The organism is Paenibacillus azoreducens, from assembly GCF_021654775.1.
GTDB lineage: Bacteria > Bacillota > Bacilli > Paenibacillales > Paenibacillaceae > Paenibacillus_AQ > Paenibacillus_AQ azoreducens.
This window is the reverse complement of record NZ_AP025343.1, coordinates 6,741,573-6,759,447: the sequence shown is the minus strand read 5'-3', so window position 1 is coordinate 6,759,447 and position 17,875 is coordinate 6,741,573. Positions and strand designations below refer to the sequence as shown.

Here is a 17,875-nt window from a genome sequence, read left to right as displayed (position 1 = left end):
GATTCGGATGGGAAAGGAAGGAAGCTTATGTTTAACACAAGACCGCTGAATCCGATTCGGAAAACCGTACTTGAAGACGGAATCGGGCAAGGTTACGAGTCCATTTTGCAGCAGGTGATTTCTTGGGCCCAAGGCAAAGCTGGCAGCGTCTTCACGCTTGTGGTGGACGGTACCCACGGTGCCGATTTTCAGGCGCTGTTGATGCGTTTGATCCCATATGCGGAGAAGCAGGGATTTCGTTTTACCGCAGAAGATACGTATGAATATTTAAAATCAGGCACGGAGCTGCGGGATCATTTTCGCCGAAACATCACCGATAACCGCGCATTCGGGTACGTGTCGGAAGGGAAAATCGACGATTATTTCAGAAGCGCAGCACGGCATCAATTTGCTGAGTATGCAGCGGAAATATCGGAAGTGGCGGACGACCGGACGTTGTTTGTCGTTTTTGGTCCAGGCGCCTTATGGCTGTGCGACGACTGCTGCGATGCATCCGTGTTTCTCGACGTTTCCCGGGAATACCAGGAGATCGCCCATAAGCAAGATTTGCTGAACTTCGGGTTCACGTGGAATATAGATGCCGTTGAAAAATACAAAATCGCCTATTTCGTGGAATGGCCGCTGCTCGAAACCTATCGTAAGGAACGGCTTACGGCCTTCGACGCGTATGTCGATATGAACGATCCCGGCCGCCCCGTCCTGCTGACGATCCGCGATCTGCTGGCCGCAATTCGTGATATCGCGCGTTATCCGCTGCGGGTCAAACCGTTTATGATGCCTGGCGTATGGGGCGGACAATATATGAAAAAACTGGCGAACTTGCCGGAGGACATGGTGAACTGCGCCTGGAACTTCGAGCCGATTGCGCCGGAGAATTCGGTGCTTGTTGCCAGCGGGGAGCATGTGGTGGAGATTCCTTTCCTGCTCGTCATGGCTTACTCCCATTTGGACATTATGGGGGAACGCAGCGTTCGGCTGTTCGGCGATTATTTTCCTGTGCGGTTTGACTTCCTGGACACGATGGACGGAGATCATCTCTCCTGCCAGGTTCATCCGAAACAGAGCTTTATCCGGGAACGATTCAATGAGTTCATGGAGCAGCAGGAGTCGTATTACGTCATGGAAAAACAGGGCGACGCCAAAGTCTATCTGGGCTTGACTGAAGAGTGCACGCCTGAGGATTTCCGCAAAGCGGCGGAACATTCGCAGATGACCGGAGAGCCGATCGCCTTCACGGATTATGTGCAGGAATGGACGAGTGAAAAGGGAAAGTTGTACCTCATTCCGACAGGCACGGTTCACTGCTCGGGCAAGGATAATTTCGTATTGGAAATTTCCGCGACGACATGGTGGTTTACGTTCAAAATATACGATTACGTGCGGAAGGATTTGGACGGCAAACCGCGGCCGATGAATATCGATTACGCTTTCGAGAACATCGATTTCTCGCGAAAAGGAGACTGGGTTCAACAGAACTTGACCCCGAGCCCGCAATTGCTGCATACCCAGGGAAACAATCAGGAATACATGCTTGGAGAAAGAGAGGATCTGCTTTTTTATGTCAACCGCATCCATTTGAACGACCGTTGGGAGGATGAGACCGCAGACGAGTTTGTCATGCTGAACCTGGTCGAAGGGGAATGCGTGCAGATCGTTTCGCTTGAAGACGAAGCGGTGTACGCCGAGTTCCGTTATGCGGAATCCTACATCATCCCGGCCGCGTTTGGCGCGTATGCCATCGTTAACCGGGGCAGCGCGCCGTGCAAGCTGATTAAAGCGGGCGTTTCGAAGAAATGGAACGTCAGCTTGGTCGAAGGGCATGAATGACCGCGTCGTATTGGCCTTTGATGTCGGGGGCACGTATGTGAAGGCCGGCATTGTCCGCAGCGACGGGAGCATCTTGGACCATGTTGCGGTTTATCCCGCCAGATCGGGCGATACGAAGGAGGCGCTGCTGCGGCATTTTACTGCACTCATTGAAATGCAGGGGAAACGGGTTCCGTCCGAATACGCCATTCGAGGCGTCGGGCTCGCGTTCCCGGGCCCATTCGATTACGATCGGGGGATTTGCCTGACCCGCGGCTTGAACAAGTTTGAGGCCTTATACGGCGTCAATCTCAAAGACGAATTAACGGCCCGGATGGGCGCTATTCCTGAACTGAAAGGGAGATGGAGCGGTTCCCCGGCTGTTGCCATTGAAAATGATGCGGCTTTGTTCGCTCTTGGCGAATACGCCTTTGGCGCGGGGCGGTCCGATGAAAGAACGATGTATTTGACGATCGGTACGGGATTGGGTTCAGCCTTCATTAGCCGCGGACGGTTGGTCAAAAGAGGTGAAGGGGTTCCGGAGGAAGGTTGGTTGTACCGATTGCCTTACCGGGACGGGGTGTTGGACGATTATATTTCGCGCCGGGGGATCGTCAGGCTCGCCGAAGAGAGAGGGATCACGCGAATGGCAGCAGGAGATGAAGACGTGAAGCTGCTCGCAGGCAGGGCTCGTGCCGGAGAATGGGAAGTCGTGCAGTTGTTCCGCGAGTTCGGCGAAAGGCTGACAGAGGCGCTGCTTCCCTTTATCCGGTCCTTTCGGCCGGATGCCATCGTCATCGGCGGGCAAATCGCCAAATCCGCGGATCTTTTCGTTTCGGATCGGATGGATAACGTTCCGGTCCGGATTGCAGCGGATATGTCGCTGAGCGCACTTAGAGGGGCGTGCCGGCTTTTCGTGGGAAAGGGAAAGTAGCGAAGGGGACGGAATCGATCTGAAGAAACGGTAGTGGTCGCCTTTGTCTTCGGATTTCTACCATTATGGAAACTTATAATAAAAGAAATTTGGAGACAACAGCGATCGGAAGAACGATCGGTAACCGCAGCGGCCACCTCGCGTAATGTCAATTACTGCTTTCAGTTTCAGGAGAAATACCTTGATATGCATTTTATTAAATCTGTGATGGGGGATGTACTTATGAGTAAACCAAGCCGGAATTGGCGCATTTTTGTGATTCACCATTCGCATACGGATATCGGTTACACGGAAAGACAGGAGCGGATCGAGCAGTACCATGTGGACTTTATCCGCCAGGCCGTCAACATCTCCAAAGAAATAAGATCCGGAAAACGCGACGAATGGAAAGGGTTCAAATGGACCTGCGAGACGTTTTGGGCGGTTGAGCAGTTTCTTAGAGAGGCAAGCAGCGAAGAACAACGCGATTTTGCAGAGGCGGTTCGGCAGGGAGATATTGAATTATCGGGCACTTATCTCAACATGACCGAACTGGCCGATGAGGACCTGCTCCGTTCCATTCATTCCAAGGCGGCAGAGTACGGTCGTTCGATCGGATGTCCCGTAGATTCGGCGATGACCGCCGACATTAACGGCTACAGCTGGGGTTACGCGAAAAGCTTGCTGGACGCGGGCATTCAGCATCTGTTTTCATGCATTCATACGCATCACGGCATGTTTGCGCTGGGGCGCAAGCAGGTTCCGTTCTGGTGGGAAACGCCGGGTGGAGAGAGATTGCTCGTATGGAACGGGGAGCACTACATGTTCGGGAATGAACTCGGCATTTGTCCGGACGGCGTCGGCAGTTACATGATCCGGGACGAATTCCATACGCCGGCGATCGTGGACAACCGGGAAGAGATCATGAAGACGCGCATCGAGCGGTATCTGAGCAAGCTGGAAGAGGAAGGGTATCCTTACGACTTCGTTCCGGTAATGATATCGGGACTAGCTACGGACAACGGCTCGCCGAACGGGGAAATCGCGCATGCCATTCGGACGTGGAATGAGCTGCATGGGGACAAAATCCATGTGGAAATGGCCACGTTAAGCCGTTTTTTCAGCCATTTGAAGAAACAGGATGTAGAAATTCCGGTATACCGGGGCGATTGGCCGGATTGGTGGTCGGACGGGGTAGGCTCCACGCCGATGCACACCCAGATTTTCAAGGATGCCCAGCGGACGCTGCGTAAGATCAAAAGCTTGGACCCTCGGCAGCAAATCATCAGCCGTCAGGAGCTGCAAGACATCGAGCAGCAGCTCGTGATGTATGCCGAGCATACATGGGGATTTCATGCCTCGGTTCATTCGCCATGGCACTGGAACGTGCAGATGCTTGAAGTGCGTAAGCTGGCTTATGCAGCCAATGCCAGCCGCTTGGCGCACGGGGCGCTGGACAAAGTGCAAAACGCCTTGGGCGGATCGCTCTTGCACCCCGGACGTGCTTTCCGTTACCGCGTGGTCAACACGGAGCAGCAGGCATCCAGACAGCTTGCCGACTTCGAATGGGACGGCTTTGAAAACGAGCGCTTCAAGGACGGCATGGAAGTGGTTGACGAAAGCACCGGTCAGGTTGTTCCGCATCAGTCCGGCGTTCAGTGCGCTACGATTGAGGTGGATCTACAGCCTGGGGAACAAAAACAATATTTCATCCGGCCGGCGAAAATCTCGAAAGCGAAAACGACAAGCAATATAAAATTGGTCGGCGCCGATACGGTTTATGACATCGAGGATATGTACCCGTCAGCCGAGGCCAAAGAAACATGCGTCATTTCGCAGCATGCCGCCGAATCCCCGTACGTAAAAATCAGCTGGAACGAAGAGGGGATCGTATCCTGGATGATCAAGGAAACGGGCGAAGATCTGATACGCAAGGACCGAAAGCATGGCGCGTTCACGCCTGTATATGAAGTGACGCCAATGGATGTATCAGGCAGCATGTATGCCGTGCGCAGCGCAATGGGCCGGAACCGCAAGGGATTGAACGTTCAGCGCTCCGCAGGGCGTCTGGCGAAGGCTAAGATCATCTCGAACGGTCCGTTGTTCGGGGTGGTAGAACTGCAATTTGAAACACGCGGCATGAGCTGTTATTCGGTATTCCTGAAACTTTATGCCACGTCCTGCAGAGTCGACGTATCCGTACGTTTTCATAAAGACAGCGTGTGGGAACCGGAAAATGTGTATATCTCCCTGCCGTTTACGTCCGGAATGCCGCATGACGAGACATTGTGGCTGGATAAAGCCGGAGCACCGATTCGCCCATGGGTCGATCAGCTCCCGGGAACGCTGCTTGACTACTATTGCATCCAGGAGGGGCTAGCCTTTGTAGGAGAAAACCGCGCCCTCACGATTGCAACGCCGGATACCCCGCTCGTTCAATTAGGCTCACTGGAATACGGCAAACGCCTGCTTCATACCCAACAAAACGAAGAGACGGAACGCGATCTGTATGTTTGGGCTATGAGCAACTACTGGGAAACCAATTTTAAAGCGACATTGGGCGGGTTTTACGAATTCCGCTATTCCATCGAATGGAGTGGGGATGTTCGTACGGCGGAACAGGCCATCGGCCAGTGTCGGGCGCTGAGCTCCGGATTTACGGTTTGGCGCATCCAAGCCTAAAGCATGGCACCAATCAATCCACAAAAACAGCAAGGGCAGACGCGTCAGCGTTCTGCTCTTATTGTTTTTTCAAGTGAATTCTATCCTCCGCACTGGAACGAATCAGAAGTTCCCCGGTTCTAATGGCTTCTTACGGTTTTCCTCCGCAAGATCAAGACAGCTTATTTCCGTGCATACTCCCAATTTTTTAAAAAATTTTGATTTTGCTGATTTACAACGTAACAATGTTATGTTACATTATTTTGCGAGGAGGCGGCGTCATGAACGAAGAAGATCTAATTTCGAAAAAGGAACTGCTGGAGCTGACAGGGATCTCCTACGGACAATTGTACCGCTGGAAGCGGAAAAATCTGATACCCGAAGAATGGTTTGTCCGCAAATCTTCTTTTACGGGCCAGGAAACCTTCTTTCCGAGGGATAAAATATTGCAGCGGATCGAACGCATTAAAAATATGAAGGATGGTTTGTCCCTGGATGAGCTTGCGGATATGTTTTCACCAAATTTGGGTGCTGAATCGATGTCTGCTGTCAAACTTATAGAACGTAACATTGTTACGATTTTTTCGCTGGAATTGTTTGAAGAAGAGATGGGACAGAAGGAGTTGTTGTCCTTTAACGACATCCTGACGGTTTATGTGCTTCATAAGCTGCTGCAAGGCGGAGAAATCACGAGAGAAGAAGGCAAAATGCTGATTGCGGTTATGAGGGAGCATTACGGCGATTTGGCAGCCAAACCGTGCGAGCTGGCTCTGATCCGGAAAATGGGCGTTCCCTTGCTGTTTCTGACGGAATCGGCGGAACAGATTTATTTTGACAAGGATGTTAAATGGGTTTTTCGGCTGTCCCTGGCTGCATCCATCGAAGAGTTAAAACTGAAGTTAAACGAAATGGAGGCATAAAGCATGGAATCAAAATCCGATTTGAGAATCTCCGGCATCGGCAAGTCGCAAGGCGGCAGCTATTCGCATGTCAGAACGGACGGAATGGCCAAAATCAAGGGGGACACAAGCTGTATTTCCCTTGACAGCAACGGGACGATGTCGATCGAAGGAGCGCTGCAAAGCGAATCCGTCACGGTCAACGGAACAGCGACGGTGGAAGGCCATGTCAATACGAACCGTATGGTTCTTGACGGGATGGCGACGCTTAAAGAACAAGTGGTTTGCACTGAGCTTCTGACCGTAAACGGACGGTTGTCGGTTGGCAGAGGGCTGATCGGCGAAAAGGTGGAAATATTCGGGAACCTGAAAACGAGGGAAGATGTAGGGTGCGAGGTGTTTTCAGTTTTTGGCGGATTCAGCATTGACGGGCTGCTTAATGCCGGTTTGGTGGATGTCAAACTGAACATGCCATGCAGAGTGCAGGAGATCGGCGGGGATACGATCACGGTTAGGCGCGCGAAAAAATACAGTGTCATCGAGCAATTTGTGCCGGCGCTTTCGGCCCGGCTGCATGCGCATACCATTGAAGGCGATGAAGTGGACCTGGAGTATACCGATGCCGAAATTGTGCGGGGCAATAATGTAAGGATAGGCGAAGGCTGCAAAATCGGACGCGTGGAATACAAACAGCAATTGCAGCGGGATGCCGATGCCCAAATCGGATCCGCTCACCAGCTATAAACATGGCAGGATTTCAAAAGGAGGTTGGAAACAAATGACGACAAGACGCGGCGATATGAAAATTACGGGAAATAGCCATTCGAACGGCGGATCTTTTGATAATGTCAAAATTATGGGTGACGCTGTCATCAATAGCGATACGCATTGCGAATTATTCAAATGTCTGGGAAATAGCGAGGTAAAAGGTTCGCTTCATGCAGGGAATACATCCTGTAACGGCACAATGAAGGTTGCTGAAACGATGAGCAGCGGCAGCGTAAAGATACAAGGGGAACTTAGGGTCGGAAACGAGCTTACGGCAGAGAGTATATCCGTTACCGGCGAGTTGGCTGTTGGCGGGCGAATGTCAGTCGAAAAGGCTAGAATTACCGGCGAACTTCACGTCAATGCAGATTGCGAGATGGAGGAGCTGAAGGTGCAGGGAAGCGTAGAGGTTAACGGCATGCTAAATGCGGAGCAAGTGGATTTGAAGCTTTATGGCCATAGCCGGATGCGTGAGCTGGTTGGCGGGCAAATTACGGTGAAAAAGCATTATAGTCTGCCCTTGATCGGGAAGTTCATTCCCGGTACCGAAGGTGCTCTGACGGCCGAAACGATCGAAGGCGATACCATCGTGTTGGAAAATACCAGGGCTGCCGTTGTCCGCGGCAGAAGAGTCATGATTGGCGGCGGTTGCCGGATCGGTCTGGTTGAATACCGGGATGAATTCGAGCAGGACCAAGGTTCATCGGTGTCCCAATCGGCAAAAATCGGTTCGTAACAACGCTGAAGAGGAGGAAAACAAGGATGTCTGTTAAAAAGAACAGGCTGGGTTTCATTGTGGCGGGGCTTCTGCTCGGGATTTTGATTGCAGCCATCGACAACACCATTGTGGCGACGGCAATGGGAACTATTATCGGGGATTTGGGCGGACTCGATCAGTTCGTGTGGGTGACCTCCGCTTATATGGTTGCCGAGATGGCGGGGATGCCGATTTTCGGCAAGTTATCCGATATGTATGGCAGAAAAAGATTTTTTGTCTTCGGCATCGTCGTGTTTCTGATTGGCTCGATGCTCTGCGGTACGGCCCACAGCATTGCGGAGCTGAGCATCTACCGCGCGATCCAGGGCATTGGGGGCGGCGCGCTTATCCCGATTACTTTACGATCATTTTTGACATTTTTCCACCGGAGCTGCGGGGCAAAATGTCAGGAATGTTCGGCGCGGTTTTTGGCGTAGCGAATCTTTTCGGGCCGTTAATGGGCGCTTATATTACGGATTTCTGGCATTGGCGCTGGATTTTCTATATTAATGTTCCGCTTGGGCTTATCGCGTTTTTGCTTGTCGTGTTCTTTTACCGCGAATCGCATGAGCATTCCAAACAGAAAATCGATATCTGGGGAGCGGCCACGCTTGTGGGGGCCGTTGTCAGCCTGATGTTTGCGCTGGAGCTCGGGGGCAATAAATATGCCTGGGATTCGTTTATTATTATGGGATTGTTTGCAGCGTTTGCCCTGCTGTTTATCGTCTTCCTGCTTGTGGAGAGAAGGGCGGCGGAGCCTATAATATCGTATGGGATGTTCCGGAAAAGGCTGTTCGCCGCGAGCAGCGCCGCAGCACTGTTTTATGGAGCGGCGTTTATTACGGCAGCGGTTTATATTCCGATCTTCGTACAAGGGGTTATGGGTGGAAGTGCGACAAACTCCGGATTAATCCTGCTTCCGCTGACGCTTAGCTCCGTGGTTGCTTCACAGGTAGGCGGCATGTTATCCTCCAAAATGTCGTTCCGCAGAATCATGATCTTTTCGGCTGTTGTATTTTTGCTGGGTATGTTTTTGCTGGCGACAATTACGCCGGATACTTCCAGGATTATCCTTTCCGTGTATATGATGATAACCGGATTTGGCATCGGCTTCTCCTTTTCCGTGCTGAGCATGTCGGCGATTCAGGGCATGGAGATGCGGCAGCGGGGATCGGCTAACTCGACGATTTCGTTTCTGCGTTCGCTGGGGATGACGATCGGGATTACGATTTTCGGCATCATTCAGCGTAATGATTTCAAAGGACAACTAACGGAAAAACTGGGCGCAGCAAGCCGGAACATGCCGGCAGGCGCCGACCCGCAGCACATGCTGACCCCGGAGGCAAGGGAGCTGATTCCGCCGCAGGTGATGGAAAAGATTAGTTCAGCATTATCTCTATCCGTGGATCATACTTTTTTATGGGCGCTGATCCCGGTCTTCTTCGCGCTGGTGTCGGTATCTATGATGGGTGCGGGACGCATGCAATTTGCCCAAGGGCCTTCGGCAGCCCCAAAGCAGAAACGAGCTTAGAATAAAAGCCATTTCATCCCGGCCTTCAGACAACGGGTAATAGTAGGCATATGAACCGCAAAATGACGGACAGAATCGGGCGCGGATAAAAGGATTTTTTGCGGGGATGCTGAATAAATATCCGGCAAGGAGGCTGATTTTCATGAAAGTCATCATTACCCAAGCGGAAGCGGTTGAGAAGGGAATATGGATTGACGTAATGAAGATGTTCGGTGTATATAACGAGGATGAGGTGTGGCCGAACGAGGAGTATATTTTAACTGAGGAGCAGGCCCGCAAGCTCGGGTTGATTCTGTAACCGAAGAGGGCCTTTTCCCAAAAAAAAGGGTGGCGGACATGGCGCTAATTTATGCCGTGAAACTTGTGGATGAGTACGACCGGGCCGTTTTCAAGCAGGCGCTTGAGAATTTGCCCGTGGATGTCAGAAATAAAGCGGCCAGATACCGAAAAGAAGCGGATGCGGTCCGCGAAATCGTTTCGGCGGTTTTGAAGCGGATTGTCGCCTGCCAAGTGAATGGTATCGGGCTTCATAGGGTGGAATTTCTCAGGGATGGTTATGGCAAACCATCCCTGAAGGAATTTCCGGACTTCCATTTTAACGTATCCCACTCCCATGCATGGGTCGTATGTGCCGTCAGCGCTGAAGGACCTGTCGGGATCGACATCGAGATGATCGGGAAAGCGGAAGAGGGAGTAGCCCGAATGTGTCTAACGCCGAAGGAGCTGCATGAATGGTTCGGCCAGCCTAAGGATCAAAGGGATACATATTTTTTAAAGTTATGGACGTTGAAGGAGAGTTACGTGAAAGCAACGGGGAAAGGTCTGGCTGAAAACTTGTCCTCGCTTGAAACGATAAAGGAGGGGGAAAGTTTTCGCATGGCCCGGCAAGGATTAGTAGATACGGATCGTTCCCTTAGAATGGTTTCGTTTGATCCAGCCTATCAAATGGCCATTTGCACAGCGGTACAAGATATACCAATCAACCGGGTAGACATGTCCATGAACGAGCTTATGCTCGGCTTCATCGGTCTGCAAAGTGGGTCACGCTGAGCGTTTTACATTATATTCCATAACAATGATATACAGTGAAATTTCACTTAAATTCGGGATGTAGACACTTTTATTACCTCTTTATGGAAAAAATCCACCTGTACTTTTTGCATCATCATGATATATATTAGAAGATGGATTGAAGTGTTGGTCCAAGTTATATCAGAATATCTGCACAATGAAAACTCCAAAAGGTAAACCTATCGAAAGATAGGGACACAAAGCTAAAGGGGCTAAAGACGGGTTTGCGTCATGCCAGCCAGCTGCCGAAAGATGTTTTTCGCAATTACGCAACTCTACTCTCGGTAAGTAGAGTTTTTTGTTATGATTATAGAATTTTTACATTTCAGCGGAGCTTGAAAATTCTATAATCGCAAGAAACCGCTAAACGCGGTCTTTCTTCATTGGAAGTGCGTCGATAGACGTTTTTGTTTAGATATAAGAAAGTATAGACATCAAGAGCCTGCGTCCTTATATCGCAAGAAAAACTACCGCTAAACGCGGTCTTTCTTCATTGGAAGTGCGTCGATCGATGTTTTTGTTATGCTCGGTCTATTTAACAACTATGATGATGCAAAGGAAGATGTACATGTCGGAGTTAACAAAGGAAAGATCTGCTGTGGAGAAATGGAAAGAATATATGAAACCGTTGGAAGAACGCACGATCCTGAGGACCCGCTCAGGGAAGGATGCGCCCCGGCTGCAAAAATTCAAGTATGCCTGGCCGGACGGGCTGGGTCTGAAAATTCAGCAAGCTTGCGAAACGGCGCAAATTGCTCCAAATGAACTGCTGGGCGCTGCCTGGGGCATGCTCCTCGTAAAGTATTTGCGGAAAGAAGAGGTGGCTTTTGCCGCGATCGGCTCTGCAGACCAAGCATATCCGTTGATCATGACGGCCCAAGGAACGACGCCGCTTCGGGCGTTGGTACAACAAACCGCTTCCGTCATGTCCGAACATGCTCATCAGGCTGTGAGCCTGCAAGAGGTTTCGGAAGTTTGCGGGCTGGCGGGCACAGCTCCGGTTTGCAATACCGCCATCCTGTTCGGGGAAGCGGTGCCGCACGAAGAACTGCTGGGTAAGCTGGATGCTGCGGTGAAATTATGCGATAACAACGAGGGCGGGCTGGAGATTTTGTACTCGGCAAATGCCTTTTCGGATCATTTTATCAGCCGCATGTGCCTTCACCTGCAAGCCATCGTGACAGAGTGGCTGTCGAATCCGGATGCCGCGATCGGCGGGTTCAGCTTGATTTCACAAGAAGAGGCGGATTTGCTGTCCAAGTGGAACAGCACTGGGGAGCCGGTGGATCTGAACCGCACTATTCACGGGATGTTTGAGGATCAAGTACAGAAGACTCCCGATAACGTTGCAGTCGTCTATCGTGATGAATCACTGACATACAAGGAACTGAATGCAAGGGCTGATAAACTTGCTGGCGAACTGATCCGTAAAGGGGCGAGCCGGGGACATATCGTCGGCATTATTGCGACGCCATCTCTGGAGATGATTATCGGTACGCTCGCGATTCTGAAAACAGGCGCCGCATACTTGCCTATCGACCCGGCGTATCCGGCTGAACGAATCCTGTACATGCTGGAAGACAGCGGGACGGAATTGCTTGTGACCGAGCCAAAAGTGGAGCTTGGCGAAGACGTCCGCTTTAAAGGTGAAATCATATGCGCGGCAGCGGGTTCGGACATTTCGGCTCCTTTAGTTGAGGAGGCGGGGCTGAAGCACGGAGAGGGAGTTCAGGCCGATGATCTGGCATATATCATCTATACATCGGGATCGACCGGACGACCGAAAGGCGTCATGGTGGAACATCGTTCGCTTATTAATCTGTGCGCATGGCATATCAAAGAATTCAAGGTTACGGATCAGGACCGGGCCACGAAATATGCAGGTTTTGGATTCGATGCTTCCGTGTGGGAAATCTTCCCTTACCTTGTGTCCGGCGCAGCGCTTCATGTCATTCCGGAGGACATTCGGCTTGATGCAGGCCAATTACATACATATTTCAAGCAAAATGCCATTACTATCAGCTTTTTACCGACGCAGTTTTGCGAGCATTTCATGACGCTGGACAACCCGTCTTTGCGTGTGCTGCTTGCGGGTGGCGACAAACTGAAGACGTTCAGCAAGCAGCACTATGACTTGTACAATTGCTACGGTCCGACAGAAAACACCGTCGTAACGACAGCCTACCTTGTGACGGAACTGCAAGAGAATATTCCGATCGGATATCCGATCAGCAATTCGCAAGTGTACATCATGGATGCTTACGGCCAGCCTCAGCCGATCGGCGTCGCAGGAGAGTTATGCATTGCCGGTGAAGGGCTTGCGCGCGGGTATTTGAACCAGCCGGAATTGACGGCAGAGAAATTTACGGCCACCGCGCTGGCTGGCCAAGGGCGCATGTACCGGACGGGTGATTTGGCGAGATGGACGGAAGATGGCGTGATCGAATTCCTGGGACGCATCGACCACCAGGTGAAGATCAGAGGTTTCCGTATCGAAACCGGCGAAATTGAACACCGGCTGCTGCAGCATCCGCGGGTATCCGAAGTCATCGTAATCGATCTTGACGATGCTTCAGGCGCGAAATATTTATGTGCGTACGTAGTGGCGGACGGAGAGTTTCCGTATGGCGAAATGGCGGATTATTTATCCGAACATTTGCCTGAATACATGGTTCCGGCCAAGCTGGTTCAGCTGGGGGAGCTTCCGCTCACGGCGAACGGCAAAGTGGACAGACGCGCGCTTCCTGCCCCGGCCGAAACACATGATGAAGGGCAGTTCGAAGCACCGGAAGGCGAATGGGAAAACGGAGTTGCTTCCTTATGGAAGGAGGTTCTCGGATTAAACCGCGTTGGCGCATGCGAACCGTTCTTTACATCCGGCGGCGATTCGCTGAAAGTCGTTATTTTGCAAGCCAAGATGCAGCGGCGCTTCGGCATATCGTTTCCTGTAGCCGAGCTGTTCAAGCATACGACGGTCCGTGAACAAGCCAAATGGCTCGAGCAAGCGGTGTCGAGCCGTTTGGCGGAAGGAGAATCCGCGGCGGCGGCCGAACTGGCTGAGGCCCATCCAGCCGCCATAGTTAAGGTACCTGCGCGGGAAAGCTATCCAGTAGCTTCGGCTGCACGGCGGCTATATTTCATCGAGCAGATGGATCAGGTCGGAACGGCTTATAATGCGCCGTTTGCGTTCCGCATCAAAGGTACAGTTGATCGTGAGCGTTTGGAGCAAGCATTTTGCGCGATGATTGAGAGACATGATGCGCTGCGCACATCTTTCCATTGGGAGAATGATGAAATCGTGCAGCGGGTAAACGCAAAGGTGCCGTTTGAGCTTAAGTTGGTCCGGGCCGAGGGATCCTCAAAAGATCGTTTGCATGAACTGATGCATTCGCTTATTACGCCTTTTGACTTGGGTGAAGCGCCGCTCTTGCGGGCCTGGCTTATCCGGTGCGGGGCGGAAGAACGCTTCGTACTGCTGGTTGATTTCCATCATATAGCCGTTGACGGCGTATCGGCTAATATCTTTTTTGAAGAGCTATCCAAGCTGTACCGCGGCGAAACATTGGAAGAGCTGCCGCTTGGTTTTGCCGACTTTGCTGTCTGGCAGGCGGAAACGCCGCATCACGCCGAACGGCAAAAAGCGTATTGGGAGAAGACGTTATCAGGCGAACTGCCGATCCTACAGCTTCCGACCGACCGGGAACGTCCGGCCAAGCAAAGCTTCCGCGGCGATACCGTTACGATCCGGCTTGACGAAAAGGCAGCGGGCCAATTGAAGCAGTTTGCATATGCCGCAACCGCCACGCCGTTTATGGTGCTGTTTGCAGGATACCATGCGCTCCTGTCCCGTTATACGAATCAGGAGGATGTCATCACGGGCGTTCCGGTGGCGGGAAGATTGCATGAAGAGCTGCAGCCTGTGATCGGGATGTTCGTCAATACGATGCCGGTGCGCTGCTATCCGGAGAAGCGCAAGACCTTTGCGCGGCTGCTGCAGGAAGTGAAGGGAGCGCTGCTGGATACGTTCGAGCATCAGGATTACGAGTTGGAGGAGCTTGTCCGTTCCTTGAATATTCCGCGTGATCCGAGCCGCAATTTGCTGTTTGACACGTTGTTTGTCATGCAAAATACAGGCAAGCTCGAGCTGCAGCTTGAAGGCGCGGATGTGGCGAATGATTCGTATGTTCATCCAATCTCGAAATATGATCTGATGGTGGATGTGACAGAGGAAGAAAACGGCATTCGGATCGATTTGCAGTACTGCACGGATCTGTTTGAACGGCAGACGATCGAAGCGTTCGGCAGCCGTTTCCTGCGGATGCTGCACGATGCGATCGCTCATCCCGGCAAGATGCTGTGCGAACTCGAGATGCTCGGCCCCGAGGAACAAGATTATCTTGTTAGCGGCCTAAATGCGACTGCCTCGACTTATCGGGATCAAATGCCGATCCATGGCTTGTTCGAGGAACAGGTACAGCGTACGCCGGATAAAGCGGCGCTTGTGTTCGGCGACCAAAGCATGTCCTACCGCGAGTTGAACGAAAGGGCTAACCGGCTTGCTAATACGCTGCGGATGAAAGGCGTAGAGCCAGATCAAGTGGTGGGGCTGATGGCAGACCGTTCATTTGAGATGATCGTCGGGCTGCTGGCCATTTTGAAAGCGGGAGGGGCGTACGTTCCGGTCGATCCCGAATATCCGCAGGAACGGGTCGTTTATATGCTGGAAAACAGCAATACCAAGCTGCTTCTGACACAGTCCCATCTTGCCGACAAGGTTGCCTTTGCGGGCGAAACGCTGCTCATCGACACGGATGAGGTTTATAGCGAATTTACCGGTAATTTGCCGCATGTCAACAAACCCGGGGATTTGCTGTATGTGATCTATACTTCGGGCACGACAGGAAAACCGAAAGGCGTAATGATCGAACATCGGAATATCGTCAACCTGCTGCATTTTGAGTACAGTGCGACCAATGTCGACTACAGCGGAAATGTGCTTCAATTCACCACGATCAGCTTCGACGTTTGCTCGCAGGAGATATGGTCGACGCTGGGGGCCGGCGGCACGCTGCATCTGATCACAAGCGATTTGCGGATGAGAGTCGGGGATCTGCTGGATTACATTGAAAAAGCAGGCGTTGAAATCCTGTTTATGCCGGTGTCGTTCCTGAAATTCATTCTGAACGAGAAGGAATACGCAGACCGTTTCCCTACGACAGTGAAACATGTGATCACGGCCGGCGAGCAGCTGATCGTACCGGAGAAATTCCGTGCGCATCTGACGCGAAACGGCGTTTACTTGCATAACCATTACGGACCGTCGGAGACGCATGTAGTCACGACGCATACGATTGATCCGTCCGGCTTTATACCGGAACTGCCGCCGATCGGAAAGCCGATTGCGAATACGCAGATCTATATCGTAAATGAGAACTATCAGCCTCAGCCAGTCGGCGTGGCCGGTGAACTATACATTGCAGGACATAATGTGGGCCGCGGGTATTACAACAATGAGGAAATGACGCGTGAGCGTTACGTGCCGAGCCCGTTTATCCCGGGAGAACGCATGTATAAAACAGGCGACCTGGCAAGATGGGCGAAGGATGGAACCATCGAGTTTCTGGGCCGGCTCGACCATCAGGTCAAGATCCGCGGTTTCCGCATCGAACTGGGCGAGGTCGAAAATTGCCTGCTGAACCATCCGGCCGTATCGGAGGCGATTGTCATCGCCAAGGAAGACGGCAAGGGCGGCCATTATTTATGCGCTTATTATACGGCCGTGGCCGAACTCGCTATTAGCGAGCTGAGAGAGCATATAGGAAAAGCCTTGCCGGATTATATGATCCCGTCCTATTTCATGCAGCTGCCGGAGATGCCGTTGACGCCAAACGGAAAAATTGACCGGAAAGCCTTGCCTGAACCGGACGCTTCGCAGGGCCGAAGCAAAGACTATGTCGCGCCAAGAACGGAAATAGAGCAGGCGGTTGCCGAGGTATGGCAAGCCGTGCTTCAGGTGGATAAAATCGGCGCCCAGGACAATTTCTTTGAACTTGGCGGCCACTCGCTGAAAGCAACCGTTGTTGTCGCCAGACTGCAGAAGCAGTTCGAAATCGGCATGAACGATATTTTTGAATATCAAACCGTGGCTGCGCTGGCAAGCAAAATCAAACCGAAAACCAATCATCTGCATTCCCGGCTGGAACAGGTGAAACAGCTCTACGGAGGTCTGAAAAATATCGATTTTTCCGAAGAGCAGGCAAGTTATGAAAAACGCTGCAGCGCTTATGATTCACTGGATTATACGGCTGTGAACGGTTATCAAGAGGTGCTTATTACAGGGGCTACGGGATACCTGGGTGCACATTTGGTCCACGAAGCGGTTACCGGCAAGAAGTGGAATGTCCATGCGATTGTCCGGGCGGGATCGGATGAGGCTGCGCAGGAACGCCTGAAACAAAAATGCGCCTATTATTTCGGTCCGGAATGGTTTGATAGATATGAAAAAAGAATCAACGTGCATGCGGGCGACATCACCAAACCGCAGCTTGGTCTGACCGGAGAGCGCCATGAGGAGCTGATGCAAACCGTAGACGCTATCTTCCATGCGGCGGCAAACGTCAAGCATTACGGAAGTTATGATGACTTCGAATTGCAGAACGTTAAAGCGACAGCCAATTTGCTGGACTTTGCCGCGGAAGGCAAACCGAAACATATGCATCATATATCCACGCTTGGCGTCGCGACGGGGGTCGTGGAAAATCGGCAGCATGTTTTCTTTACGGAATATGATCTCGATTTGGGACAACGTTTCGAGAATTATTATGCCAAGACGAAGTTCGAAGCGGAGCGGCTGGTCATGGCCGCAAGGGACCAGGGGATCGTCGCCAATATATATCGGCTCGGCAATATCGTTTTCCACTCCCGGACGGGACGGTTCCAGGAAAATATTGCGGATAACGCGTTTTATACAACGATGAAATCTTTCCTTATGCTGGGAACGGCGCCGGGAGAAGCCAATGACGTCGACTTTACTTATGTGGATCAATCGAGCAAAGCGATCTTGCTGCTTGCCGACCGCAAGGCGCTTCAAAACGAGGTGTTCCATATCGCGAATCCGCATGAAAAGAACATCGGCGAGGTACTGCGCGAGAATCCGCTAGGATTCCCTGTTGAACTGCTGTCATTCGACAAATTTGTCGATTATCTGCATGCAAACTATGACAATGAAAAATTGAAACATGAAATCGAGCAAATCATGCTTCATTACGGTTGGATGGAGGAAACGATCTTTACGACAATTTTCCGAACTTTTTCGACAAAAACTGTCAGAATTCTGTCACTGCTTGGCTTTGAATGGCCGCATCTGGACCGGGAAATGATTCATAAAATGTTTATTCATAGTAAAGAAGAGGGATTTATCTAATTCGACATGTTTCTACATAATTCGGTAAATACTCCTTTACAAATCT

At 51.5% G+C, this 17,875-nt stretch carries 10 protein-coding genes, 1 pseudogene and 1 riboswitch; all 11 genes and pseudogenes read left to right on the top strand.

Annotated features, from left to right (window positions below; all coding sequences use genetic code 11):
* Window positions 1-27 precede the first annotated feature (27 nt).
* The 11 genes and pseudogenes from L6442_RS30375 (at window position 28) to L6442_RS30330 (ending at window position 17,829) form a co-directional block, all read left to right on the top strand.
* A complete protein-coding gene (locus L6442_RS30375) occupies window positions 28-1,827 on the top strand; it encodes a class I mannose-6-phosphate isomerase (protein WP_212979526.1) in 1,800 nt (599 codons plus the stop codon).
* The gene (locus L6442_RS30370; protein WP_212979527.1) at window positions 1,820-2,740 is read left to right on the top strand and encodes an ROK family protein; all 921 of its coding nucleotides are present in this window, start codon (window positions 1,820-1,822) and stop codon (window positions 2,738-2,740) included. Before L6442_RS30375 ends, L6442_RS30370 begins: the two co-directional genes overlap by 8 nt.
* A gap of 222 nt (window positions 2,741-2,962) precedes the next feature.
* The gene (locus L6442_RS30365; protein WP_212979528.1) at window positions 2,963-5,401 is read left to right on the top strand and encodes a glycoside hydrolase family 38 N-terminal domain-containing protein; all 2,439 of its coding nucleotides are present in this window, start codon (window positions 2,963-2,965) and stop codon (window positions 5,399-5,401) included.
* Window positions 5,402-5,661: 260 nt separating this feature from the next.
* Entirely contained in the window at window positions 5,662-6,300 is a 639-nt protein-coding gene (locus L6442_RS30360; protein ID WP_212979529.1) for a YhbD family protein, read from the top strand.
* A gap of 3 nt (window positions 6,301-6,303) precedes the next feature.
* Window positions 6,304-7,023 carry a polymer-forming cytoskeletal protein gene (locus L6442_RS30355; protein WP_212979530.1) on the top strand — a complete coding sequence of 240 codons (720 nt, stop codon included), beginning with the start codon at window positions 6,304-6,306 and terminating at the stop codon, window positions 7,021-7,023.
* Between the two features lie 34 nt (window positions 7,024-7,057).
* Complete coding sequence (locus tag L6442_RS30350) at window positions 7,058-7,783, top strand: hypothetical protein (RefSeq protein ID WP_212979531.1); 726 nt, start codon at window positions 7,058-7,060, stop codon at window positions 7,781-7,783.
* A gap of 26 nt (window positions 7,784-7,809) precedes the next feature.
* Window positions 7,810-8,327 (top strand): annotated as a pseudogene (locus L6442_RS33235) (MFS transporter); the annotation flags it as partial.
* Window positions 8,328-8,438: 111 nt separating this feature from the next.
* The gene (locus L6442_RS33230) at window positions 8,439-9,335 is read left to right on the top strand and encodes an MFS transporter (RefSeq protein WP_420538882.1); all 897 of its coding nucleotides are present in this window, start codon (window positions 8,439-8,441) and stop codon (window positions 9,333-9,335) included.
* Between the two features lie 142 nt (window positions 9,336-9,477).
* Window positions 9,478-9,633, top strand: a complete 156-nt coding sequence (locus L6442_RS30340) for a hypothetical protein (protein WP_194233881.1) — start codon at window positions 9,478-9,480, stop codon at window positions 9,631-9,633.
* A gap of 38 nt (window positions 9,634-9,671) precedes the next feature.
* On the top strand, window positions 9,672-10,385 hold the full coding sequence (locus L6442_RS30335; RefSeq protein ID WP_212979532.1) for a 4'-phosphopantetheinyl transferase family protein: 714 nt from the start codon (window positions 9,672-9,674) through the stop codon (window positions 10,383-10,385).
* Window positions 10,386-10,568: 183 nt separating this feature from the next.
* A riboswitch (cyclic di-GMP riboswitch) is annotated at window positions 10,569-10,656 on the top strand.
* A gap of 318 nt (window positions 10,657-10,974) precedes the next feature.
* Entirely contained in the window at window positions 10,975-17,829 is a 6,855-nt protein-coding gene (locus L6442_RS30330) for a non-ribosomal peptide synthetase (RefSeq protein WP_237100133.1), read from the top strand.
* The last annotated feature ends 46 nt before the right edge of the window (window positions 17,830-17,875 follow it).